The following is a 23,363-nucleotide window of genomic DNA, read 5'->3' as shown; positions in this document are numbered from 1 at the left end:
AAATCGGCTCACGTTGAGCCGATTTTTTATTATGCATTTTGGTAAAGGGATTCAACTTGTTGTTGAAGCGCTTCGTTCTCCAAGTACTCATCGTATGTTGCTTCTTTGTCCACGATGCCATTCGGAGTCACTTCGATGATGCGTGTCGCGATCGTCGAGATGAGCTGATGGTCATGTGAGCTGAAGAGAAGCACGCCTTTGAACGACTCGAGACCGTTGTTGAGTGCTGTGATCGATTCGAGATCCAAGTGGTTCGTCGGATCGTCAAGGACGAGTACGTTCGAGTTCGAGAGCATCATCTTCGAGAGCATGCAGCGTACTTTTTCTCCTCCTGAGAGGACAGATGCCTTCTTCATGACTTCTTCACCTGAGAAGAGCATGCGGCCAAGGAATCCACGAAGGAACGTGTCTGACTCATCGGCAGGTGAGAACTGGCGCAACCAGTCGAGGATGCTCTTTTCTGAGCCCTCGAAGTACTCCGAATTGTCTTTCGGGAAGTATGACTGAGTTGTCGTGACGCCCCATTTGACTGACCCTGTGTCTGGCTCCATCTCACCCATGAGAATTTTGAAGAGTGTCGTGATGGCAACGTCCGAACGACCGACGAATGCGACTTTGTCCGTCTTGTTGAGTGAGAACGTGACGTTGTCGAGTACTTTTACACCATCGATTGTCTTCGATACGTTATCGACATAGAGAACATCGTTTCCGATCTCGCGCTCCATCGTGAATCCGACGAACGGATAACGACGTGACGACGGACGGATGTCATCAAGTGTGATCTTATCGAGCAACTTCTTACGAGACGTCGCTTGACGTGCTTTCGATGCGTTCGAGCTGAAACGTGCGATGAAGTTTTGAAGCTCTTTGATTTTCTCTTCTTTCTTCTTGTTCTGGTCTGCCGCCATACGTGTAGCGAGTTGGCTAGACTCATACCAGAAGTCGTAGTTCCCGACATACAATTGGATTTTTCCAAAGTCGAGGTCGGCCATGTGCGTACAGACTTTGTTCAAGAAGTGACGGTCGTGGGAAACGACGATGACTGTGTTTTCAAAGTTGATCAAGAATTCTTCTAACCATTGAATCGCTTTTAGGTCAAGTCCGTTGGTCGGCTCGTCTAAGAGGAGGATATCTGGCTTACCGAAGAGCGCTTGGGCAAGAAGGACTTTGACTTTCTCCCCACCTGTGAGTTCGCTCATTTGTTTCTGGTGGAGCGCTTCAGAGATACCAAGACCTTGGAGGACCATCGAGGCTTCCGACTCTGCTTCCCAACCGTTCAACTCAGCGAATTCTCCTTCGAGTTCAGCTGCGCGCATCCCGTCTTCATCTGAGAAGTCTTCTTTCATGTAGATGGCGTCTTTTTCTTTCATTACTTTGTAGAGACGCTCGTGACCCATGATGACGGTCTCGAGAACTGCACTGTCCTCATACGCGTAGTGGTCCTGTTTGAGGACGGCGAGACGTTCGCCCGGTGTGATGCTGACATCACCCGTCGTCGTATCTTGTTCACCTGATAAAATCTTTAAGAATGTCGATTTTCCGGCACCGTTCGCACCGATCAATCCGTAACAGTTGCCTGGCGTGAACTTGATGTTCACCTCTTCAAACAACTTGCGACCGCCAAATTGTAGGCTGACGTTATTTACTGTAATCATGTATGGTATCCCTCGTTTTTCTGATTAGTTTACGACGTGTATTGTATCACGTTTTTGAAAAACGCGCAGTCGCGTAAAGAGTGGAAGTGAAAAATGACTCTATTCGGTAATTCCCAACATATCATATGTTTAGTAAAAACATAACGTCTCACTTAATACATTTGGTTACTTGAAGTGAGACGTTGTGTCAAAGCAACGAAGTAAACGAATTCCTTCAGGGGAAATAGTGCAGTTCAGTTGCCATATTTCTAATCCGGAAGGTATCGCATCGTTAATCAATTGACGAATTAGATGGTCTTGTTTTCGGTTGGGATTACCGGTATAAATTGGTGCGTCATATAAAAAAACATATAAGAGGACTGCTCTTCCGGTTTGGGGTAGAGTGGAAATCAGAGCGTAGAGATGACGAATCAAACGTTCTGTTTCGATGGGTCGTTTCAATCGTCTACGTTTAAAGTGTGGGAGAGGAATAGTGAGTAGTTCGCTGAGCGGAGCCTTCACTTCCATGAAGATTCCATCAATCTGAAAATCGATTCGTGCACCGTCAGTTACTATTTCACGTTTGATTCCCCTCGGGGTTGAGAAAGCATCAAGCTGGTTCTCGAGTAAGAAAGCTTCAACATAGTCGTTGACACGACCTTGATTGATTCCAATCCATTGTTCACCATCGACTGAAATGGCTTCGACTGTAAAGCGAGTTTTACGATTCGAGTCATAGGTTTCTGAGACTAGGCAGGGGGTGTTTTCAAATATAATATCTCCAATCCTTCCTGTTACTGGACAATGGCAAGGCGCGAGCAAATCATCAACGAGTACGTCCATGACAAAGCGATTACGTCTGTTTACAATTATCGCTTTTTTCAAAGGTTCTTCAAATAAAATCATTGCTACTTTTACGTGAAATGACGGTATTCAACTCAAATGCTACATTTCCTGCGAGTGCGCGTGAAATCATACATTGATCTTTCGCTTTTTTCGCGATGCGCTCGACAAGCGTGATGTCTCGGTCGGTCATCTCTGTAGGTACATGAATCGTTGTCGCATAGCGAATTGTCTCGTAAGTGAAGATGCCGTTTGTCACATCGACGATGCCCTCTGCATCAATCGTGATACCACGATGAGTCAAATCACTTCGCCCGAGTACGGCTGCGAGTGTGATGATATAACACGTTGCCGCTGCCCCGAGTAACATCTCATCCGGATTCGTGCCGACTCCGGGACCGTCCATTTCGGGTGGAATCGAAATCTGTGTCTTTAATCGCTCGGCCTCGAGGGTGCCGACGTCGTTTCGTCCGCCATCCCAGCCGAGGTTCATGCTAAATGTATGCTTCATCAAAAATCGCCTCCAATGTCTCTAGTGTAAAAGAGAACGATTGGAGGCGCATGTGTTATGCTTGTGCGCGCTTCGCGAATGTGCGAAGTGTTTCGATGATAACCGTTGTTGCTTTTTCCATGTTGTTCACAGAGATGTATTCAAACTTCCCGTGATAGTTTTCGCCACCTGTGAAGATGTTCGGCGTCGGAAGGCCCATGTAAGAAAGTTGCGATCCGTCTGTCCCACCACGAATCGGTTCAATCTTCGGTTCGATGCCAAGGCCGCGCATGACGTCAGCGACGGTATCGACGATGTGTTTCACTGGTTCGATTTTCTCGGCCATGTTGTAATACTGATCTTCCATCTGGAGTTCAATCCGTTCTTCCCCGTATTTTTGTTTCCATTCGAGGACAAGTTTCTCCATCAACGCTTTACGTGCTTCGAACTTTTGTTTGTCGTGATCGCGGATGATGTATTGAAGCGTCGTCTTCTCGACGTCCCCATTGAAGCCGTTCAAGTGGAAGAACCCTTCGTAGTTGCTCGTACGTTCCGGTGCCTCATCAGCAGGCAAACGGTTTTGGAACGCCATCGCAAGCTTCATCGAGTTGACCATCTTGTTCTTGGCGCTACCTGGGTGCACGTTCGTCCCGTGGAAGGTGACGGTCGCACCGGCTGCGTTGAAACTCTCATACTGCAACTCTCCAAGTGGACCGCCGTCCATCGTGTAAGCGAAGTCCGCATTGAATCGGGCGACATCGAATTTATGTGGTCCACGTCCGATTTCTTCATCCGGTGTGAAGGCGATGCGGACCGGCCCGTGTGGAATCTCAGGATGAGCCAATAAGTGTTCGATCGCTGTGACGATTTCAGCGATTCCTGCTTTATCATCCGCGCCGAGGAGTGTCGTCCCGTCCGTTGTCATGAGCGTATGCCCGACATACCCGTCCAGTTCCGGGAAGTCTTTTGGTGATAAAACGACATTCAATGACTCGTTCAAGACGATGTCGCCACCTTCATAATGCTCGACGAGTTGAGGGGACACGTTCGTTCCTGTGAAGTCGGTCGCCGTATCGACGTGGGCAAGGAAGCCGATTGTCGGGACGTCATAATCGACGTTACTCGGAAGTGTGGCGAAGAGATACCCGTATTCGTCCGTCTCGACATCTGTCAGTCCGAGATCTTTCAATTCTTTCTCCAAATGGCGAATCAAATCCCATTGTTTGGCCGTCGATGGTGTTGTCGTACTTGTGAAATCTGACTGTGTATCAATCTTCGCGTACGTCATTAAGCGTTCAATTAATTTTGCTTGCATGGATTGCCCTCCTCTAATAAGTTTCATCTTCATTAGTTTATCACGCGCAATCGAAGTCGAAACAAAAAAGTCGCGCCCATCGATGGACGCGACCTGTTCAAAAGAGAAACGGATATAGAATCGGCAAGATAAACGAGGTGAAGATTGCGGTCAATCCCATTGCGGCACCACCTGTTGCACCGGACAACGGATGTTCCGTTGCCGCCTGAGCGGTCCCAATCCCGTGACTGATTGTGCCGAGTGTGAGTCCACGCGTGAACGGGTCGTCCATACGAATCCACGTCAATAAGACCGGTCCGAGCATCGCCCCTAAAATACCGCAGGCAACGGCGATCGAGGCCGCAAGTGTTGCATCCCCCTCTAGTTGTCGAGCCAATTCAAGGGCAATCGGGGACGTCGCCGATTTGACCGATAGTGCAATCAATACGTTTTCGGTGAAAGAAAATAACTTGCCGAAAAGTACAGCCACAAAAATCGTAGAGAGTGACCCAAGTACGATGGCACTCAGGGCCCGTTTTGCCCGAGCGAGTAACACGGGTAAGTTGCGATAGAGCGGTAACCCGAGGGCGACCGTCGCTGGTCCGAGTAAGATGGTGATGATATCGGTAGCCGGTTTATACGCATCATAGGACTGTCCTGTCACGAGTAACAGAAGAATCAAAATCGCTGTACTTAAGAAGACGACATTGGTGAACGGAGATGCCCACTTCATGGAAAGTCGACGACTGAGCGAATACACGAGAATCGTCAATCCAATCCAAACGTATGTCATGATATCTCACCGTCTTTCCCGGAAACGAGCGCCGTCACAATCATCCCGACCGCCATGCTGGCGAGTAACGTGATGAGGAGCGGGATGCCGGCAGCTTTTAACAACGTTCCGTATGCCATAAGGCCGACGGCGATCGGGATGAAGAAGAAGGCGAGGTGCTTCGTTAAATATCCGGCACTGTCCTCAATCCATTCCACGCGAATGACTTTTGTCAACAAGAGGATGAGCAAGAGCACCATGCCGATGACGCTGCCTGGTACTTTCCACGAGAACGTCTCAACGATCCAGTTTCCGAGCGTGCTCAACCCAAACAAGAGTGAGAGCCCGATAATCCATTTTAATAATTTCATATACATGACTTCCTTTCACGTCATTCAAAACGTATGAATCTTCTCAAATTCAACGAGAGAGGTCAAGAATAGGGTATGACAAAAAAGATAAGGGGTACATACGTTCGGGATGCTATACTACATCTATCATAAACAAGCGGGGTGTCGAGATGGAACTAAAAACGATTGAGCAATTTATTCAAGAGCATGGATTACAAAACAGGGAAGACATTTTACATGCGTTCACAAAGCGGGTCAATTTGACGCTTGTACCACGAACCACACAAGAAGAAGTTCAAATCGGCCATTCGAAATTCGGTGGGCATCCTGATTTGTCACATGCTGACTTGCACCCTGGGGAGAATATGACGTTTTTAGCCCAGTTTCGATTAAATGATTTAGCTGAGTTTGAATCCGTGGATGCACTCCCAAAAGAAGGTTTGCTGTCTTTCTTCTATGACTTGGAAGAACAACCTTGGGGAGATGAGGACGAGCGTCATCTTTGGCGTGTTCTGTTTACTGAAGAATCGAAACTTGAGCGAGTGCGGGTTGGAGAAGCATTGAATGAGCGTGCTGTTTCCTTTAAAGAAAGCTATGCAGAGAATGAATACAGTTTATATGAGCTGCTCGACGAAGAGATGTACGATCGGTTACTCGAACGATTCGAACAAGAAGAACTTCATGCAATCGGTGGACATCCGAGTGAAGTACAAGGTGATGTTTTTGAAGAGATACAAGAAACATATGGAGAACGATTCGATCATCCTTTCCTATTGTTTCAAATGGACACGTCTGAAGAGTTAGACGTCATGTTCGGGGATGCGGGTATTCTCTATTTTCTCATTCCGGAAGATGCTCTCCGTGCCAAACGGTTTGGAGAAACCGAAATCATTATGCAGTGTTATTGAACGCAAAAAAGGGAGCCGACTCGAATGAGTCGACTCTCTTTTGATTACGCTTGTTTTTTCTTACGGAATCGTGCGAAGAACTCATAGACGATTGGTACGATGAGCAACGTGAGAAGTGTCGAACTTGTGAGTCCGCCAATCACGGTGACCCCGAGACCTTTCGAGATGAGTGCGCCACCCTCGAGACCGAGTGCGAGTGGTGCGAGTGCACCGATTGTCGCGAGTGCGGTCATCAAGATTGGGCGAAGGCGTGTGCCCGCTGCCTCAAGTAACGCTTCACGTGTTGATAAACCAGCTTCTTCTTTATGAATGACGCGGTCAATCAAAACGATGGCGTTCGTGACGACAATCCCGATCAACATGAGTGCCCCGATCAAGGCAGAAACCGAAATCGTTTCACCCGTGATGAGAAGGGCGACGAGTCCCCCGATAATCGCATACGGAAGTGAGAACAACACGACGAATGGCGTGAGTGCCCCACCGAATGTGATGACGAGAACCAAGTATACGATGGCAATCGCGGCGAGCATCGCAAGACCGAGCTGTGTGAACGATTCTTGAATCTGTTCCGTTACACCGCCGACATCATACGATACGCCAGACGGAAGCTCAATCTCTGAAACGCGTTCTTCAATCGCAGCAGACGCTTCTGTCGCTTTATCTGTGCTGAGTTCAACGCTTACTTGTGCGAGCAGTTTTCCGTCGCGCTCGACGAGTGTGTCCGGTGTTGTGCCTTCTTCGATCTCAATGAAGTCTGAAATCGGGCGTGGACCGAACGGTGTCGTGATTTCTTGTGCTTGCAGGTCATCGACACTGTCATACGTCACTTGCTCGTTCGGGATGACGACGTCTAACTGTTTGTCATCCACTGTGACACTTGTAAGTGGACTTTCTGGTGTCTGGAACTGACTGATGACTTGCGCGATTTGACCTGCCGACACACCGGCTTCTGCAGCGGCCTGTTGGTCGACGTTGAACGTGTATTGTACATAGGACTCACGTAAGTCAGATGTCGCTTGACGGACATAATCCGTTTCCTCTTCAATCGTTTCGATGAAAGTCGGCACGATGGCTTCTAGATCTTCAAGCGAGTTGGCATAGACGTTGTATGTGACACCGCTCGTTGCGCCGCCACCTGAGAAGTCTTGTTCTTTCCATTCCCCGTTCGAAGCGAGTTCGTTCAATTTCTCGATATCAGCTAACTTCACATCCGCGAAGTCTTCCGTATCTGGATCATATTGAACGATGAAGATTCCTTGTTTGTTGTTTCCGGGGTTCAGCGGGTTCTCTCCACCGACCGTGAACTGAACATCCGTTGCGTTCGGTTGTTCTTCCATGAAGTATTCTTCTGCCACTTCTGCTGCGGCAATCGAATCTTCAAGTGTTTGACCAGGTTCTGGGTCGAACGTGACGAACAACGTCTTCTCCGAATCCTGATTCAAGAAGTTGACCCCAATCGCTGGGACAAGGGCAAAGCTACCAATCAATAGGGCAGTCGCGAGACCGAACACGACGAGTTTATGGTTCAGTGACCAGTTCAAGACGCCACGATACCATTCCGCGAGCTTGCCTGGACCTTCTTCTGGCTTCAACTTGTCGCGGTTTTTAAAGAACGAGTCGGCCATCATTGGTACGACCGTGATCGCGACGAGTAACGAAGCGAGTAATGCGAAGACGACAGTCAATGCGAACGGCAAGAACAGTTCACCGACAAAACCAGTGACAAATCCAAGGGGCAAGAATACTGCAATCGTGACGATGGTCGACGAGGCGATCGGGATGAATACTTCTTTTGTTGCCGCGATAATCAACTCTTTACCGCGAAGTGGTTCGTTCGAACGCGTGAGTCGACGGTAAATGTTCTCGATGACGACGATAGAGTCATCGACGACGCGCCCAATCGCAACGGTCATCGCACCGAGCGTCATGATGTTCAACGTGATATCCAACTGCTTCAAGACGATGAGTGCCATGAGAAGCGACAACGGGATCGAGATGACGGCGATGATCGTCGATCGGAAGTTACGTAAGAACACTAAGATGATGAGGATAGCGAACAACCCACCAAGTAATGCTTTAGACAACATGGTTTCGACCGACTCTTCAATCGGTTGTCCTTGGTCGAGTGTGATCGATACATTCGCCGTATCGTTTTCAGCTTCGAAGTCATTCAATACTTCTTTGACGGCGTTGACGACATCGACCGTGTTCGCATCTTGTGTCTTCGTCACTTGTACGCCAATTGAACGTTCACCGTTCGAGCGAGAAATCGATTCTTCGATTCCTTTGTCCTCGATTGTCGCAAGTTCACTCAACGCGACAGTCGGAACCGTCGTCGGAACGTTCGGTGGTAATGCCGATGGTGTTTCCGTCGGGACCTCTGTTGGCACGTCTGGCGTTTGACCAGGTGGCAATTCAGTCGGGGCAGACGGTGTCGTCGGCGTTGATTGTGCTGGTGAGTAAGGGATTTGAAGATCGCGGAACGCTTCGAGTGTCTCCGACTTGCCGTCGATGACGACCGCTTGCTCCGTATCCCCTAATTCATATAACCCGAGCGCGATCCGAGCGTCATTTGCTTGAATCAATTGTTTGACCGTGTCTTCTGTCAAATTGTATTCTGCGAGCGCATCTTGGTCGAATTGAAGCTCGACGCGGCGAATCTCTTGCCCGGCAATTTGGACGGTTTGCGCACCTTCCACTCCTTCAAGAGCAGGCTGTACTTCTTCTTCGACGAGTTTTGTCAATTCGGCCAAATCCAGGCTTTCATCCGAGATGGCAGCCCCGATTACCGGGAAAGCGTCGAAACTGAGACGCGACACTTGAGGGTCTTGTGCCGACTCCGGCAATTCGACGTTGCTTAACGCATCTTTGACTTGTTGCTCCGCTTCATCCATATCGGTACTGAAATCATAATCGATTTGGATGTTCGAAGCGTTTTGGAATGACGAAGAGCGAACTTGTTCCACACCATTTAAATTCTGAAGGCGATCTTCTAACACGGTGCTGACTTCTTCGAGCACTTGCTCAGGGGATGCACCTGGATAAATGGTTGTGACCGAGACGGTCGGAGTCGTAATGTCCGGTAACGTCTCGAGCTTCATCGTCAGACCGGCGAAAAGACCGGCGGCCGTCAAGATGATCGTCATCAACCAAACCGCAAACTTGTTGTTGACGGAGAAGGACGTGATTTTCTGCATGGGTTTTTAATCTCCTCTATTATTATGTTGTTTTATGACTCACGATCGATGTCGTGGGCTCGTTCAATCAAGCGTGCGATAATCGCTTGTTTGAGTTCGGCAGGGGGAACACCGACACCGAAGTGTTCGGACATCATCATACCTTCGAGTGCATAACGAATGATCATCGTTTCCACCGGATCAGCCGTTTGTTGGAACTGTACGAAGAACGTATCCAAATCATGTTTCCAACGATTGGCGTACTCTTGGTCGACTTCGAACAACGTGAGAAATGCAATCATCTTCTCGACGTCGATTTGGATGGCAGCACGCTCAGGATGCAACTTCGTTTCATCAAATAGACGAACGAATGCCTCGACAGGTCCATGGCCTTCATCTTGCAATGAAGCATATAACTCGTTTTGTTCTTGTTGTAATCGTTCGACCATCGCCGTCATCAACGCTTCTTTTGAAGGATAATGATAAAGAAGTCCCCCTTTAGATACACCCGCAGTCTTGGCGACTTCATCTAAGGTAAGTTGATGCACGCCGTGGTTCATGATGATGTCGGTTGCCGCATCCAACAGCTTTTGCTTTGTAACGTTCGATCGGTTTGACATATCTCCACCTCTTTCTGTACCGACCAGACGGTTTGTTTGATTTTACTATATCGTCCCCATTCTTTTGAAGTCAAGAAATGATGTCCTCAAAACTGTCACGAATTGCACATGTAATATGATAGCGATTGCAGAAAAGTCTTGACGTGAGAATGATTATCAGTGATGATAGGTACTGAGAGTAATTATCATTACCAGAGAGAAATAACCGAACGTGGGGGAATGACAGATGAACAAAAAATATGCAGCTTTAGGAATTTCAGCAGCGTTAACGACATCGCTCCTTGCCGCTTGTGCAAGCACAGATGAGACAACTTCAAATGAAGGCTCAGACGATTCGAACGTCGTCAATGTTTACTCGAGTCGCCACTACGATGTCGATCAACAATTATATAAACAGTTTGAAGAAGAAACAGGCATCAAGGTCAACGTAGTGGAAGGGAAGAGCGACGAACTTCTCGAGCGTTTGAACACAGAAGGGGAGAGCACAGAGGCTGACCTCTTCATCACTGCAGATGCTGGAAACTTGTATCAGGCGAAAGAAGCGGGACATCTTCAAGCGGTCGATAGCGATGAGCTTGAGTCAAACATTCCTGCAAAATATCGTGACACAGACAACGAGTGGTTCGGTTTGACGAAACGTGCGCGTGTCATCGTGTACTCAAAAGATCGCGTGAAACCAGAAGATTTGTCGACGTACGAAGCGTTGACGGAAGAACAGTGGAACGGCAAAGTGCTCGTGCGTCCATCGGAAAACATGTACAACATCTCACTCCTCGCATCGTTCATCGAAGTGAACGGTGTCGATGAAGCGAAAGAGTGGGCGAAGGGCTTAGTGAACAACATGGCACGCGACCCACAAGGGAACGACCGTGACCAAGCGAAAGCAGTCGTCGCTGGCGAAGGGGACGTGGCCATCATGAACACGTACTACATGGGGCTCATGTTGAATTCTGAAGACGAGGAAGAGAAGAAAGTCGCTGAACAACTCGGTGTCTTCTTCCCGAACCAAGATACAACAGGCACACACGTGAACATTTCGGGTATCGCGATGACGAAAGCATCGAAAAATACAGAAAACGCTCAAAAATTGATGGAGTTCATGTCAGAACCGTCAGCTCAAGAGAAGTTTGCGAGTGTGAACTATGAATATCCAGTCAACGAGTCGGTTGAACCGAATGAGCTTCTCCAGTCATGGGGTGAGTTCAAAGAGCAGGATATCAATCTCTCTGTACTCGGTGAAAACCAACAAGAGGCAATCCGTATCTTTAACGAAGTAGGTTGGAAGTAAGATGACTTCGGCTTGAACGAGAGTTCAGGCCGGAGATTTTTGCGTTCTTCACACCCTAAGCGCTACACGGGATGCACAGAAACTGATATGATGGGACAGGAATTGATAGTTTACAGAACGGGAGCGGTACGACATGAACTGGTACGCAGTAAAACGACAACTGAATGGATGGGCGATCCTCAGCTTTCTCGCGATTTTATTGATTGTCTTGCCGGGAATTGTCGTGCTCGTCGAATTGTTCGCCCCGGTCAATGACAATTGGCAACACATTCAAGAGTACCTGTTGCCCCGTTACGTGCGAAACACGCTGTTCATTATGGTGGCTACAGGAGTCTTGACGACCGTGATCGGAACGAGCCTCGCTTGGTTCGTGACCGTCTATGATTTCCCGTTCCGTCGTTTCTTTAAATGGGCACTCATCCTGCCGCTCGCGATTCCGCCTTATATCGGGGCGTATACGTATCACGGCATCTTGAACTATACGGGTGTGATCCAGACGACGTTACGAAACGAATTTGGTATCACCGTCGATCAGTCGTACTTCAACATCATGTCGATTCAAGGAACGGTATTTATCTTTACCTTGTTCCTCTATCCATACATTTATACGATCACACGAGCGTTCCTGCATAATCAATCGTCCTCGATGATTGAGAACGCGCGAATTCTCGGTCGTGGCTCGTGGGACATTTTCTTCACGGTCGTCATACCGATTTCCCGAGTCGCCATCATCGGTGGTGTCAGTCTCGTGTTGATGGAAGTGCTCAACGACTATGGCGTCGTGAAATATTTCGGGATTCAGACGTTTAGTACCGCCATCTTCAGCACGTGGTTCGGGATGAAGGATACATCGTCGGCGCTGAAGCTTGCGGGCACTCTCATGATTCTCGTCATCGCCATTTTGACGATGGAACGGCTCGTGCGAGGACGGAAGCAGTTCAGTTACGCTTCGACGAAAGTGAAACCGCTCAAACCGAGACCGCTGCAAGGCTGGCATCGCTATGCGGTATTCGCATATGTTTCGCTCGTCTTTGCGATTGCATTCGTCATCCCGTTCACTCAGTTGGCGGCATGGACGTTTCTGACGTTCGATACGGTCTTCACGGAAGAATTTTGGCAACTTGTTTGGAATACGGTTCGGGTCGCCTTTACCGCGACCGTGATTATCCTACTGTTCGCACTCATCATCGCGAACTATACACGACTCTTCCCGTCGAACATGACACGCGTCATTTCGAAAGTGACGACACTCGGATATTCGATTCCGGGAGCAGCCATCGCGATTGCGGTCATCACGCTCTTCTTGTGGCTCGATGACAAAGTGCTCGAAACGGCACGGGCGCTCGACTTGAGTCAGACGTTCGTGTTCCGCACGACGCTCATCATGCTCATCTTTGCCTACGTCATCCGCTTCCTCGCCATCGGCTACAACTCGATCGAGAGCGGGTTTGAGAAAGTAGGGAAGTCGTTTACCGAAGCATCCCGTATGCTGGGGTGGAATACGGTCCAAACGTTCTTTCGCGTCGATATCCCGATGATCAAAGGCGCCATCATGAGCGCGTTTATCCTCGTCTTTATTGATATTATGAAAGAGTTGCCGTTGACGCTCTTTTTACAACCATTTAACTTTTCGACGCTTGCGACACAGGCGTTCAAATACGTGAGTGATGAGAAGATTCACGAAGCGGCACTCGCTTCCATCGTCATCGTCCTCATGAGTGGACTGTTGATATTCGTTTCCCACAAGGTGCTTGATAAGGAGGCCGACTAATGTTTGTTCAAATCAATGATTTACATTTTAGCTATAAAGGTGCACATGAAGAGACAATCAAAGGGTTCTCGATTTCAATCACGAAAGGTGAAATCGTCTCGCTTCTTGGGGACAGCGGATCGGGGAAGAGTACGATTCTCCGTTTGATCGCAGGACTCGAGATGCCGAACCAGGGCGTCGTCGTCGTGAATGACTGTGTCTGTTGCGACGATTGTCAGTTCATGCCGCCAGAAGATCGTGGCGTGGGGATGGTCTTCCAAGACTATGCACTCTTCCCGCACATGACCGTTGAAAAGAACATTCGATTCGGTCTTCATAAACTGAACCGCAAGGAGCGGAATGCGCGTGTCGAAGAGATGCTCGCGCTCGTCAACTTGACGGAGTTCCGTCACCGTTATCCGTACGAACTCAGTGGGGGACAACAACAGCGTGTCGCGCTCGCGCGTGCGCTCGCACCGAAGCCGGCGCTCTTGATTCTAGACGAGCCGTTCAGTAATTTGGATACGTCACTTCAACACAGGATTCGCGACGATTTGCGTCGTCTCTTGAAGCAGACAGGTACGACAACGATTTTCGTAACGCACGATGAGGAAGATGCCGAGGCACTTGCCGACCGGATTGTCTACCTTGGAGAAGGCAAAATTAAAAAGCAGATCATGACGGAGAACAACAAGACGTTCAACCCGCAAATTCCTTGCTTCGTATAAACAACAAAAGACCCCTTACTCATTTCTAAAGCGAGTAAGGGGTCTTTTTGTCATTTTGTCATCTCGGAAGGTTTTGACTCATTTCCAAGTTGGTCAATCGCAGTCACGTAGTAGGATGCATTGTTCTCATTTGTGACCTCGATACTTTTTCGTGCATGGGAAGGGATACTTTCGATATGAGTCGCTTTTCCGTCGATGACTTCGTAGACTCGATATCCAATCACGCTCTCTTGACGAACGGCGTGCCATGTCAATAAGTTACCTTTCAATTCGACTGCCGTCGGTGTCTCGAGATCGACAGTTTCGTTCAGTTCGGTATCCACCAGCTCTGTATAGACGACGAATCGTTCATCATAGCCCCCGTCCCCGAACGTACCCGAACAGGTAATCAAATTTAAGTTCCGATTTGATGTGGCACCGAAAATCTCTTCAATTGGCGCGGTTTTCGTATCATATCGTTCTGTTTTCGTGACGCGGAACCGAAGGGTGTTACCCGCCTCATCTTGAATCAGAACGTCATCGCCTTTTGTCAGTTGATCGAGTTGATAAAAGATAGCCGGGCCGGTCTTGCTGTCGACGTGACCGGCAATCACAGCATTTCCTTTGCTACCCGGTGTGACACCGGGTTCGAACCACCCGACCTGGTTCTCATCTTCTGGTACACCCATCTGTCCATTATCGAGGACCCCGACTTGTTCGATGGCGGTGTCGACATCGATTTTAGGGATCTGGATTTGAACAGGGGTGACGGCCTTGGCGTTTTCTTCTTCCTCGGCTAAGCGTAGCTTTTTCACCTCTTCCTGTAGAAGTGAGAATTCAGCCGTTAAATCCGGGCTCTCCTCTATTTGTTTTTCTTCTACAGGTGGTGACGACGATTCTTGGGCGCTCGTCCACGTCCAGAAGCTAAAACAAAAGAGAGAGAGCGCCAGAAACAAAAGGCGCTTGTTCATGGGACTCCCTCCTTATTGATTATTGTTCAGATACTTTACGTTTGCGAAGCGTTACGAAGGCGAGTAAGATTCCGCCAAGTACAGCTAATCCAGCGTAGAGAGTGTTCATTGATTGTTCTTGTGCACCACCGAGACCTGTTTCAGGCATCTCTTCAGGCATCATTGTTTCTTCGAACTTGTCAGGCATTTGTGTCACGATCGCGTTACCGAGTGTTTCACCAACACCGAACATGAACGCATATCCTTCACGGAATGACATCCAAGCCGCTTCTGCATCGCCAGCGACATATTGATCGAATGTGTCGAGTACGAGCGCTTCGTGCTGTTTGATTGCTTCTTCACCGGCAGCTTGTGGTAAGTTACCTTCTGTTGCTGCATCGAGGAATGTGCTGAAGTCGACAGCGAATGTGTCGAGGCGCATACGCGCATCTTCGATCATCGCTTCGTCTCCTTCGAGTGTAGCGGCAACGATGTCACCTTGTGCTGTGATGTGATCTGAGTTCCATACTTTCTCGAACTGTGCTGCACCTTCGTCACCATACACGGATGCGATGGCTGCTTTGAAGTCGAGTGTGTTCTGGTCTTCTGCCCATGTCACGTAATCATAGTCCTCTGCTTGGTCGTACCCTTTTTGCATACCGATCGCAGCGAGGGCGAAGTGCTCACCTGCAAGACTGTTCAATGTTGAGCGGAGTTCAACAGCTGGTGTGTCTGCTCCAGTCGTAAATTTGTCAGGCATTTGTGTGACGATTGCACCCGAGAGAGCTTTACTGATGTTGAACATGTGCTTGTAGCCTTCACGGAACGTCATGTAAGCTTCTTCGTAATCTCCTTCGACATAGTTATCGAATACAGAGAGGACTTGGTCTTCATGAAGTTCGAGTGCATCAGCTGCTGCGTCCTTCGGTAAGTTCCCTTCTGTCGCTGCGTCGAGGAATGTTGAGAATTCTTCTACGAACTCATCAACTTCCGCTTCAGCTTCCATGCGTAGTTCCTGGTTGTCTGATTTTGCTGCTTCTACGAAATCAGCTGAGTAGTCGTTGTGACCACGGAAGATTTCTTCAAATTGTGCAGCGCCTTCTTCACCGTAGATGGAAGCGATGGCTGGTGTCATGTCGAGCGCGTTTTGATCGAGAGCTTGATCCGCGACCTCAGCATCTGCTGCCTCGTCGTACCCTTTCATCATCGATGTGACGGCTAATACGTAGTGCTCAGATAAGAGTTGATCGAGTGTGGCGCGAAGGTCACCTGCTGGTGTACTTGCTGTCGGCGTGTGATCCGCTGCCTGTGCGTTGACTGGTACGAGTAGTCCTAAGGCTAGTGCCGGTGCTACGATTTTGTTTAACGTCTTCTTCTTCATTGGTAATCGCTCCTTTTCGTAAGTGAGTGTTGTCGTTATTTACACCCATCTAACGGAGCAGTTCAAAAAATGGATCACTCTTTTTTTATTTTTTTTCATTTTTTTGTTGAAGAGTACGATAAACCCCTGGTGCTACGCCATATTTTCGTTTAAAAATTCTGTGGAAATATGGATAACTTCGAAATCCAGACAGTTCCGCTATCGTTTCTAACGAATGTTTTGTATAGCGCATTTGCTCTTCGGCAAGCTGTAAGCGAATCGATTGTGCATATTCGATGATTGTCATCCCGGTTCCTTCTTTAAAGAGATGAACGGTCCGTGAAACGCTCAGTCCGACGGCGTCGGCGACGTCTGAAACTTTGAAGTCACTCGTGACGTGTGCTTCGATAAAGCGCATCATACGAGAGACGACTGGAGGTCGCGCCTGGGAATGCACATCTTGAATCGAGCGATCGAGCATGAGTAGGAGTGCTTGAACGAGTGTTTCAATTAATGCGGCACTTTGTTCAGACGGTGGACGGCGCACTTCTTCCGTAATGTGTTGCCATAGCGAAAGAAGGCGTGAATCGATGGTGATGGCATACAGTCGCTCCCGTGGAGTCGCATGCCACCATGTATCGATTGAATGTCCGGTACAGAAGATATGATAGTCTCCGCTCGCGGGTGTATCGACATGCATTTCATAGAAGTCACCCGGACGAACAATCAATACGTCACCAGGTCGTGTGATCATCGTTTCCCCATTGACCACAATCCGAGCCGTTCCTGCCGTTTGTAAGCGAATCAGATACGTATCGAGTCGATTAGCAAATGGAAAAGTATAAGTCGTTGTATGGTATGAATAGCCACAAAAGCCGATTTCCATAATAGTCTCCTCTTTTAATAGCAAGATTGTACATATCTTAATCATATCATGGATGGTCATGATTCCTTGGAGGCAGTACGATGAAAGCGTTGAAACGGAAAACGAACTTCAAGGAGGACATAACATGAAACAATGGTGGAAAGAAGCGGTCGTATATCAAATTTATCCACGTAGCTTCAATGACTCAAACGGAGATGGGATTGGCGACATCCAAGGAATCACGGAGAAGATGTCATACTTGGCAGAACTCGGGATCGACGTCATCTGGCTCTCACCGGTATACGATTCACCGAACGACGATAACGGATACGATATTCGTGATTACCGTGCCATCATGGACGAGTTTGGTACGATGGATGACTTTGATGCGATGCTTGAAGAAGCACACCGTCACGGGATTAAAATCATGATGGACCTCGTCGTCAACCATTCTTCTGACGAACACCAATGGTTCATGGAGTCGCGTTCTTCAAAAGACAGCCCATATCGTGACTATTACATTTGGAAAAAAGGGAAGGACGGTCAGTCACCGACGAACTGGGGGGCTTTCTTCGGAGGCAGTGCTTGGCAGTATGATGAGGCAAGCGATGAGTACTACCTCCATCTCTTCAGTAAGAAACAACCGGATTTGAACTGGGAAAGCGAGACGCTTCGTCGTGAAGTGTATGACCTCATGACATATTGGCTCGATAAAGGGGTCGACGGGTTCCGGATGGACGTCATCAATATGATCTCAAAAAATCCAAGCTATCCAGATGGTCAAACGCAAGGAACAGGGTTCGGTGACGGTACACCATTCTTCTTTAACGGACCACGCATCCATGAATTCATGCAGGAGATGAATCGGGAAGTCTTATCGAAATACGACACAATCACGGTAGGGGAGATGCCAGGGGTCAGTGTGGAGGAAGCCAAACTTTATACGGGTGAAGACCGCAACGAACTGAACATGGTCTTTCATTTTGAACATGTGGACGTCGGGAACGGAAGCTTCGGGAAGTGGAATCCGACAGACTGGAAGTTGACTGAGTTAAAGACAATCTTCTCGCGTTGGCAAGAAGGGCTCGAAGAGGAAGGATGGAACAGCCTGTACTGGAGTAACCATGACCAGCCCCGTGCCATCTCACGCTTTGGAAACGATTCGCCTGAATATCGCGTTCGTTCCGGGAAGATGCTCGCGACACTTCTTCATCTATTGAAAGGGACGCCTTACATTTATCAAGGAGAAGAGTTCGGCATGACGAACGTCGCGTTTGAATCAATCGATCAGTACCGAGATATTGAGACGTTGAACGCCTACCGTGACTACACATCCAAAGGGTTGTTAACGCACGACGAGATTTTCCGTGGCATCCATGAGCGAGGACGTGACAATTCACGTACACCGGTACAGTGGTCAGACGAAGCACATGGTGGATTTACGACAGGGACGCCATGGATCGAGGTCAACCCGAACTTTGTTGACATCAATGCGGAAGCGGCAAGGAAAGATCCGAATTCACTCTTCCATTACTACCGTCAGTTGATTGCGCTCCGTAAAGCGAACCCGCTCGTCGTCTACGGAAAGTATGAGCTGTTGTTACCGGAAGATGAGGCGGTCTATGCATTCACACGTTCATTCGAAGGTGAGACATGGCTCGTACTCTGTAACTTCTCCGACGAGACACAACAACGAGAGCTACCATATGACGTGAAAGAACGTGTCATCGGAAACATGGAACCGATAGAAGCGTTCACCCTTCGTCCTTATGAAGCACAAGTGTATAAACTGTGACGAAAAGCTCGCCAGACGGCGAGCTTTTTTAAGTGCATACGTATCTTCTCTCGATGATTCGGGAATAGTGTAAGTAACGTCTGACATGAAAAGAGGGAACGACATGGGTACTTTAATCGCGTACTCTTCCAGATATGGAACGAGTGAAAAAGTGGCGGCTTTACTCGCCGAACGTCTATCGGGTGACGTTCGTGTCCAAAATATCGTAGAAGAGCCGAACATCACGTGGGAGATGGTAGATCACGTCATCGTCGGGAGCTCAATTCGAATGGGCACGATCCAAGACGAGATGAAGGAATGGTTGACGCTTCACGAAGCACACTTGCTTGAGCATCCCCTCGCTTTATATTTGTGTGCCGGGACACCGACAGAGTCGGAACGGATTCGCGAGCTAGAAGAAGCCTATCGTGACACGCTGCGCGAACATGCCTATTTCGTCGAGGTCGTCGGGAGCGGGTACGACTTTGAACGAATGGGCTTTTTAGACAAAGCAATCGTTCGCATGATGGCCAAACAAAAAGAGAGTTCACTTCAACTCGACGATGCCAAACTGAATCAACTCGTGGAAGCCGCTCAAACGTCTGAGCGCACCCGGTCTGAAAATCCTTGAGCGAGTAAATCATGCACATCAATCGGGCTTTTCGTGGAGATGAGTACATCTCCGCTTTTTTTCTGCCCTTCAATCTGATGAAGAGCAAGGTGTTCGAGGTGACGACCGATTTTTAGAGCGATAGGTGCAGATTCTTGGCATCGTAAGGCATCGATAGTCACTTCATCGGTGCGGTTATCTCCCCCAAATAGTTCGAGGTCGGCTCGGGCTGTGGTAAACCCGCGCACGGCGATTCGTTTCAGTTGAACGCGTCTCGATTTGTATTGGATCGCAAGTGCCGGATGTTGTTCGTAATCGTAGGTCGGGTCGCCGATTGCAGTCAAACCATGAATCAAGACGTCCTGATAGGCCGATACAACCAGGCTTCGTGGTGAGGATTTTGTATAGAGTGAACTGTGAACCGGCTCGACGGACACTAAGTTTGTGCCTGATAGGAAGCGGGCTGTCTCTGAGTTCGGATCGTCTGCTAAATGATGACCGATGTGACGGAAGTTAAATGAACGATTGTCATGCACCGAAAGATGGCCGAAGATATGAACGTCGTGTGCGGCAGATGAGGTCCCATGTGCTTTTACTTCGATGCCTCCAAAGCAGCCTTCCGTTCTATTGTGAACGAGTGTGACGTGCCGCGAACCGTCATCAATCTCAATCCCATTTGAGTTTGAGAACCCTAAGGCGTGTGTTCGACCGTGAGGATGATGACAATAGCAGTTGGTAATATAAATGGCATCACTATGGTGTGTGGTGATTCCGTCATCCCCATAATTCGTCGCCTCGAGATGATCGAGATGGATATATCGGCTCCCGTTTGCTGCGCGAAGCCCGTCCCCTAAGTAATGATAGTGCGGAGACGTGATGTCGAACGCATGGAGTCCAGCATTTTTGGCTGTCACATGATGCACCCATCCATACGTCACATGGGCAAACGTCAAGGCGCTCGATGTCGTGTCACCGCTCGTCGTCCGTTTCACATCCCCTAATCGTGCGACATTCCAATCGAGCGTCAGGTGGCATACCTCGATATGATGATTTCCTGCAAAAGGCGTGGCGTTTCGTAACAATCGTCGATGTCTCGGTGCACGATCGGACAGTTTGAGAATCGTGACGTCTTGTCCTGCGCCTTCGAGCACGCAGTTGGAAGGTAGACGAATACCCCGAACGATATAAACGCCTGCTGGGACAAAGACACGACGGTTCGAGCGGATGGCGAGTCGAAAGGCGAGGGTACAATCCGTTTTTCCATCTCCGACAGCACCATAGTCCGTCACATCAACACATTGTTTTGTCGTCTGCAGTAAATTCAAATATTCGGCATCGAGCCGACGCATCCAGACGGGACGAACGATGCCGTCGACTTGCTCGAGCGGAAAGGACGTGCGGACAGGGGTGATCCGTTCCGTCAATGGGATTCGACACGGGATAGATTGTTGTTGCTCAAAGTAAGAAGCTTCCCGTGTAGCACGGTGCCATTCAAGTGTTTGTTGGATGAGGTCTTCTTCCGACCAATCGGAATGAGAGGCAATCATCGATGCGATTGCGTGTGGGTCCTTAATGTTTTTCATTATAAATCCTCCTAGCATCATCTTCTCTAGCATGTACCCGTTTCACCTTGTTTTTTAGCAATCAGAAGTATTTACTAGACAGAAACATCTAGTCGTGTTATATTCAATATGTGCTTAATTAAGAATAGCTGGAATCATAATTCACAAGTGCTTGGGATTATTTTTCATTAGATAATCCAGAGGCTTGTATTTTTTTTGGTCAAGTTTTTTCTAGTAAGGCACTACTATAACGCATAGCGTTTATTTCAGGAGGGTTCATTCATGAACACAGGTAAAGTAAAATGGTTTAACTCAGAAAAAGGTTACGGCTTCATCGAAATGGAAGGCGGAGACGACGTATTCGTACACTTCTCAGCAATCCAAGGCGACGGCTTCAAAACACTTGAAGAAGGCCAAGAAGTAACTTTCGAAATCACTGACGGAGCTCGTGGACCACAAGCTTCTAACGTTGAAAAAATCTAATCTTCCTTTCTAAGGAATATGATACCTGCTCGCATCGGCGAGCAGGTTTTTTTGTGTTTAATCCCATAGTTTGAGGGAACAGTATACGAGCGACAAATCATGAAGGAGGAATTTGGAATGAGTGCAAAAGACACAGCGTTAAAAATTCTAGAGGGTAGCAATGTCGGGACGATGGCGACCGTGTATAAGGTGAAACCCCACAGTCGATATATGACATTTTTCCATGATGATTTCACACTCTACACAGCAACCTCTAACGATACAGATAAAGTAGAAGAACTAGAAAAGAATCCATATACGCATATTTTAATCGGCTACGATGGAGATGGTGTGGGCGACACTTACTTAGAAATCCTCGGTAAAGCGACCGTGTCGGATGATGAATCGATGAAAGAGAAAGTATGGAATGAGAAACTTGAAGGATGGTTCGATGGTCCGGACGATCCAAAGCTTGTGATCCTTAAAATCGAACCGGAATCGATGCGCGTGATGAACAAGAAAGGTCAACCACCACAAGAAGTGACACTATAATCTCTTCTAAGACACCTAAATCAGGTGTCTTTTTTGTGGATGAATGTGAATAGAATATGGCATACATATGGACGAATCATGAACAAAGGAAAATACATATGTGAAATAGTGAACATGAATGGTATATTGTGAATGTAATCACATTATACATTTATTTAACTTCTTGAAAGGGAGGAATTATGATGTTCACGAAATTTTGGCAAAATCATAACATCGCTACAGCGATCTTGACGGTGTTACGTGTATGGCTCGGTTATCATTGGTTAACGGCAGGTTGGGGTAAAATCACGGGAGGTTTTGGAACAGAAGGATTCTTGAATAACGCGGTGTCACTCGCTTCTGGAGAACATCCGGCCGTTGCTGGATGGTGGGCTGCATTCCTAGAAAACTTTGCGATTCCAAACGCCGGGCTATTCGATGTCCTGATTCCTTACGGTGAATTCTTGGTAGGCTTAGGATTATTGCTCGGTGCCCTCACACGTAGCGCAGCGTTCTTCGGACTCGTCATGAACATGGCGTTCTTACTATCAGGAACAGTCAGTACGAACCCAACGATGTTGATCGTATCTGTCTTGATTTTAGTTGCCGGTCATAACGCTGGAAAAATTGGGGTCGACGGGTTGTTCCTTCGCCGTTTTGTCGACACGAAAGTATTGCATCGTTCACCAAATCGTCAAATAGCCTCGTAACTTTTATGCGTTCTCTTGTGACAAACCTCTCACGTTTCGGCTACGATAGACATAGCCTACAGAAATAAAGGAGAACGCATATGACTACGACTCATTTTAAATGGCTTGGCTACACAGAAGGTGTATCCTTCTTGTTATTACTGTTCATCGCGATGCCGTTGAAATATATGGCCGGCATTCCACTCGCGGTCAGTATCGTTGGTGCAGCACATGGTTTCTTATTTGTTGCGTATGTGCTCGCGGCGATGTACATGGCATGGCGCTTGCGCTGGGGATTCAAAGTTTTGACGCTTGCTGTCATGGCGTCCGTCATCCCATTCGGACCATTCTTATTAGAAAAACGGGTACTCCCGTCACCAGAGAAGACATCGAACTGATTCGTTCGATGTCTTTTTTCGTTACGATACACGTTCCATTGATTGGGCTGCATCTCGTTCTGCTTGGATGTCATGTCGGATTCGGTACGTAAGGACGAACGTACAGATGAGTAGACCCACCATGCAAGCGGTGTAGAGATGGGCAACAGAGACGAGTGGAAAACACATAGCTTAGTCGATATCGCGATTTACTACGAAGGTTTATTAAGGGGAACATTGAACGGTTGTGGGGATGACTGGGTGCCAGTCATCGAAGAACAAGTAGCTGAATTCCCGCAAGGACTGTTTCGCAAACGTTTAGAGACATTGCTACAACAAATCAAGGGCTGA

23 protein-coding genes are annotated in these 23,363 nt (G+C 48.1%); 11 read left to right on the top strand and 12 right to left on the bottom strand.

Annotated features, from left to right (window positions below; all coding sequences use genetic code 11):
* Nucleotides 1-29 precede the first annotated feature (29 nt).
* The 6 genes from KNO65_RS11610 to KNO65_RS11585 form a co-directional block, all read right to left on the bottom strand.
* Nucleotides 30-1,655, bottom strand: a complete 1,626-nt coding sequence (locus KNO65_RS11610) for an ABC-F family ATP-binding cassette domain-containing protein (RefSeq protein ID WP_015880408.1) — start codon at nt 1,653-1,655, stop codon at nt 30-32.
* Between the two features lie 165 nt (nt 1,656-1,820).
* Nucleotides 1,821-2,540: a DNA/RNA nuclease SfsA gene (locus tag KNO65_RS11605; protein WP_211781926.1), complete on the bottom strand. Its 720-nt coding sequence runs from the start codon at nt 2,538-2,540 to the stop codon at nt 1,821-1,823.
* Nucleotides 2,527-2,991 (bottom strand): SACOL1771 family peroxiredoxin, encoded by a 465-nt coding sequence (locus KNO65_RS11600; protein WP_047795811.1) that lies wholly within the window; start codon nt 2,989-2,991, stop codon nt 2,527-2,529. Before KNO65_RS11600 ends, KNO65_RS11605 begins: the two co-directional genes overlap by 14 nt.
* 52 nt (nt 2,992-3,043) lie before the next feature.
* Nucleotides 3,044-4,282, bottom strand: coding sequence for a peptidase T (gene pepT / locus KNO65_RS11595; RefSeq protein ID WP_214784337.1), 1,239 nt, complete (start codon nt 4,280-4,282; stop codon nt 3,044-3,046).
* Between the two features lie 97 nt (nt 4,283-4,379).
* Nucleotides 4,380-5,054, bottom strand: coding sequence for an LrgB family protein (locus tag KNO65_RS11590; protein ID WP_047795813.1), 675 nt, complete (start codon nt 5,052-5,054; stop codon nt 4,380-4,382).
* The gene (locus tag KNO65_RS11585) at nt 5,051-5,404 is read right to left on the bottom strand and encodes a CidA/LrgA family protein (protein WP_214784334.1); all 354 of its coding nucleotides are present in this window, start codon (nt 5,402-5,404) and stop codon (nt 5,051-5,053) included. Before KNO65_RS11585 ends, KNO65_RS11590 begins: the two co-directional genes overlap by 4 nt.
* Nucleotides 5,405-5,553: 149 nt before the next feature.
* Between KNO65_RS11585 and KNO65_RS11580 the strand changes: the two genes are divergently transcribed.
* Entirely contained in the window at nt 5,554-6,291 is a 738-nt protein-coding gene (locus KNO65_RS11580; protein ID WP_214784330.1) for a YwqG family protein, read from the top strand.
* Nucleotides 6,292-6,335: 44 nt separating this feature from the next.
* On the opposite strand, the gene KNO65_RS11575 is transcribed toward KNO65_RS11580, so the two are convergent.
* The gene (locus tag KNO65_RS11575) at nt 6,336-9,488 is read right to left on the bottom strand and encodes an efflux RND transporter permease subunit (protein ID WP_214784325.1); all 3,153 of its coding nucleotides are present in this window, start codon (nt 9,486-9,488) and stop codon (nt 6,336-6,338) included.
* A gap of 32 nt (nt 9,489-9,520) precedes the next feature.
* The gene (locus KNO65_RS11570) at nt 9,521-10,087 is read right to left on the bottom strand and encodes a TetR/AcrR family transcriptional regulator (RefSeq protein ID WP_214784322.1); all 567 of its coding nucleotides are present in this window, start codon (nt 10,085-10,087) and stop codon (nt 9,521-9,523) included.
* Between the two features lie 226 nt (nt 10,088-10,313).
* Here KNO65_RS11570 and KNO65_RS11565 point away from each other — a divergent pair, with 226 nt between their 5' ends.
* The 3 genes from KNO65_RS11565 (at nt 10,314) to KNO65_RS11555 (ending at nt 13,853) form a co-directional block, all read left to right on the top strand.
* Nucleotides 10,314-11,375 carry a Fe(3+) ABC transporter substrate-binding protein gene (locus KNO65_RS11565; protein WP_159563300.1) on the top strand — a complete coding sequence of 354 codons (1,062 nt, stop codon included), beginning with the start codon at nt 10,314-10,316 and terminating at the stop codon, nt 11,373-11,375.
* Nucleotides 11,376-11,508: 133 nt separating this feature from the next.
* Entirely contained in the window at nt 11,509-13,146 is a 1,638-nt protein-coding gene (locus KNO65_RS11560; protein WP_214784319.1) for an ABC transporter permease, read from the top strand.
* The gene (locus tag KNO65_RS11555) at nt 13,146-13,853 is read left to right on the top strand and encodes an ABC transporter ATP-binding protein (RefSeq protein WP_015880419.1); all 708 of its coding nucleotides are present in this window, start codon (nt 13,146-13,148) and stop codon (nt 13,851-13,853) included. Before KNO65_RS11560 ends, KNO65_RS11555 begins: the two co-directional genes overlap by 1 nt.
* A gap of 50 nt (nt 13,854-13,903) precedes the next feature.
* On the opposite strand, the gene KNO65_RS11550 is transcribed toward KNO65_RS11555, so the two are convergent.
* From KNO65_RS11550 to KNO65_RS11540, 3 genes are all read right to left on the bottom strand, one after another.
* Nucleotides 13,904-14,803: a class F sortase gene (locus tag KNO65_RS11550; RefSeq protein WP_159563303.1), complete on the bottom strand. Its 900-nt coding sequence runs from the start codon at nt 14,801-14,803 to the stop codon at nt 13,904-13,906.
* A 19-nt stretch (nt 14,804-14,822) separates the two neighbouring features.
* On the bottom strand, nt 14,823-16,163 hold the full coding sequence (locus tag KNO65_RS11545) for a copper amine oxidase (RefSeq protein WP_074035026.1): 1,341 nt from the start codon (nt 16,161-16,163) through the stop codon (nt 14,823-14,825).
* An 85-nt stretch (nt 16,164-16,248) separates the two neighbouring features.
* The gene (locus tag KNO65_RS11540) at nt 16,249-17,028 is read right to left on the bottom strand and encodes an AraC family transcriptional regulator (protein WP_214784316.1); all 780 of its coding nucleotides are present in this window, start codon (nt 17,026-17,028) and stop codon (nt 16,249-16,251) included.
* Between the two features lie 124 nt (nt 17,029-17,152).
* Here KNO65_RS11540 and KNO65_RS11535 point away from each other — a divergent pair, with 124 nt between their 5' ends.
* The gene (locus KNO65_RS11535) at nt 17,153-18,802 is read left to right on the top strand and encodes a glycoside hydrolase family 13 protein (protein WP_214784313.1); all 1,650 of its coding nucleotides are present in this window, start codon (nt 17,153-17,155) and stop codon (nt 18,800-18,802) included.
* 103 nt (nt 18,803-18,905) lie between these two features.
* Nucleotides 18,906-19,412, top strand: a complete 507-nt coding sequence (locus KNO65_RS11530) for a flavodoxin domain-containing protein (RefSeq protein ID WP_214784310.1) — start codon at nt 18,906-18,908, stop codon at nt 19,410-19,412.
* Here the strand turns inward: KNO65_RS11530 and KNO65_RS11525 are convergent.
* Entirely contained in the window at nt 19,376-20,974 is a 1,599-nt protein-coding gene (locus tag KNO65_RS11525; protein WP_214784307.1) for a glycoside hydrolase family 55 protein, read from the bottom strand. The genes KNO65_RS11530 and KNO65_RS11525 overlap by 37 nt on opposite strands.
* Before the next feature lie 261 nt (nt 20,975-21,235).
* Between KNO65_RS11525 and KNO65_RS11520 the strand changes: the two genes are divergently transcribed.
* The 5 genes from KNO65_RS11520 (at nt 21,236) to KNO65_RS11500 (ending at nt 23,363) form a co-directional block, all read left to right on the top strand.
* The gene (locus KNO65_RS11520; protein WP_015880427.1) at nt 21,236-21,436 is read left to right on the top strand and encodes a cold-shock protein; all 201 of its coding nucleotides are present in this window, start codon (nt 21,236-21,238) and stop codon (nt 21,434-21,436) included.
* Nucleotides 21,437-21,553: 117 nt separating this feature from the next.
* A complete protein-coding gene (locus tag KNO65_RS11515; protein ID WP_143180203.1) occupies nt 21,554-21,967 on the top strand; it encodes a pyridoxamine 5'-phosphate oxidase family protein in 414 nt (137 codons plus the stop codon).
* Nucleotides 21,968-22,149: 182 nt separating this feature from the next.
* Entirely contained in the window at nt 22,150-22,656 is a 507-nt protein-coding gene (locus tag KNO65_RS11510) for a DoxX family membrane protein (RefSeq protein WP_074035013.1), read from the top strand.
* Between the two features lie 80 nt (nt 22,657-22,736).
* Complete coding sequence (locus KNO65_RS11505; RefSeq protein ID WP_214784304.1) at nt 22,737-23,033, top strand: DUF3817 domain-containing protein; 297 nt, start codon at nt 22,737-22,739, stop codon at nt 23,031-23,033.
* Between the two features lie 138 nt (nt 23,034-23,171).
* Nucleotides 23,172-23,363, top strand: a complete 192-nt coding sequence (locus tag KNO65_RS11500; protein WP_214784301.1) for a hypothetical protein — start codon at nt 23,172-23,174, stop codon at nt 23,361-23,363.

This window comes from Exiguobacterium sp. S3, from assembly GCF_018617295.1.
Classification (GTDB): domain Bacteria; phylum Bacillota; class Bacilli; order Exiguobacteriales; family Exiguobacteriaceae; genus Exiguobacterium; species Exiguobacterium profundum.
This window is presented reverse-complemented; position numbering and strand designations above follow the sequence as displayed.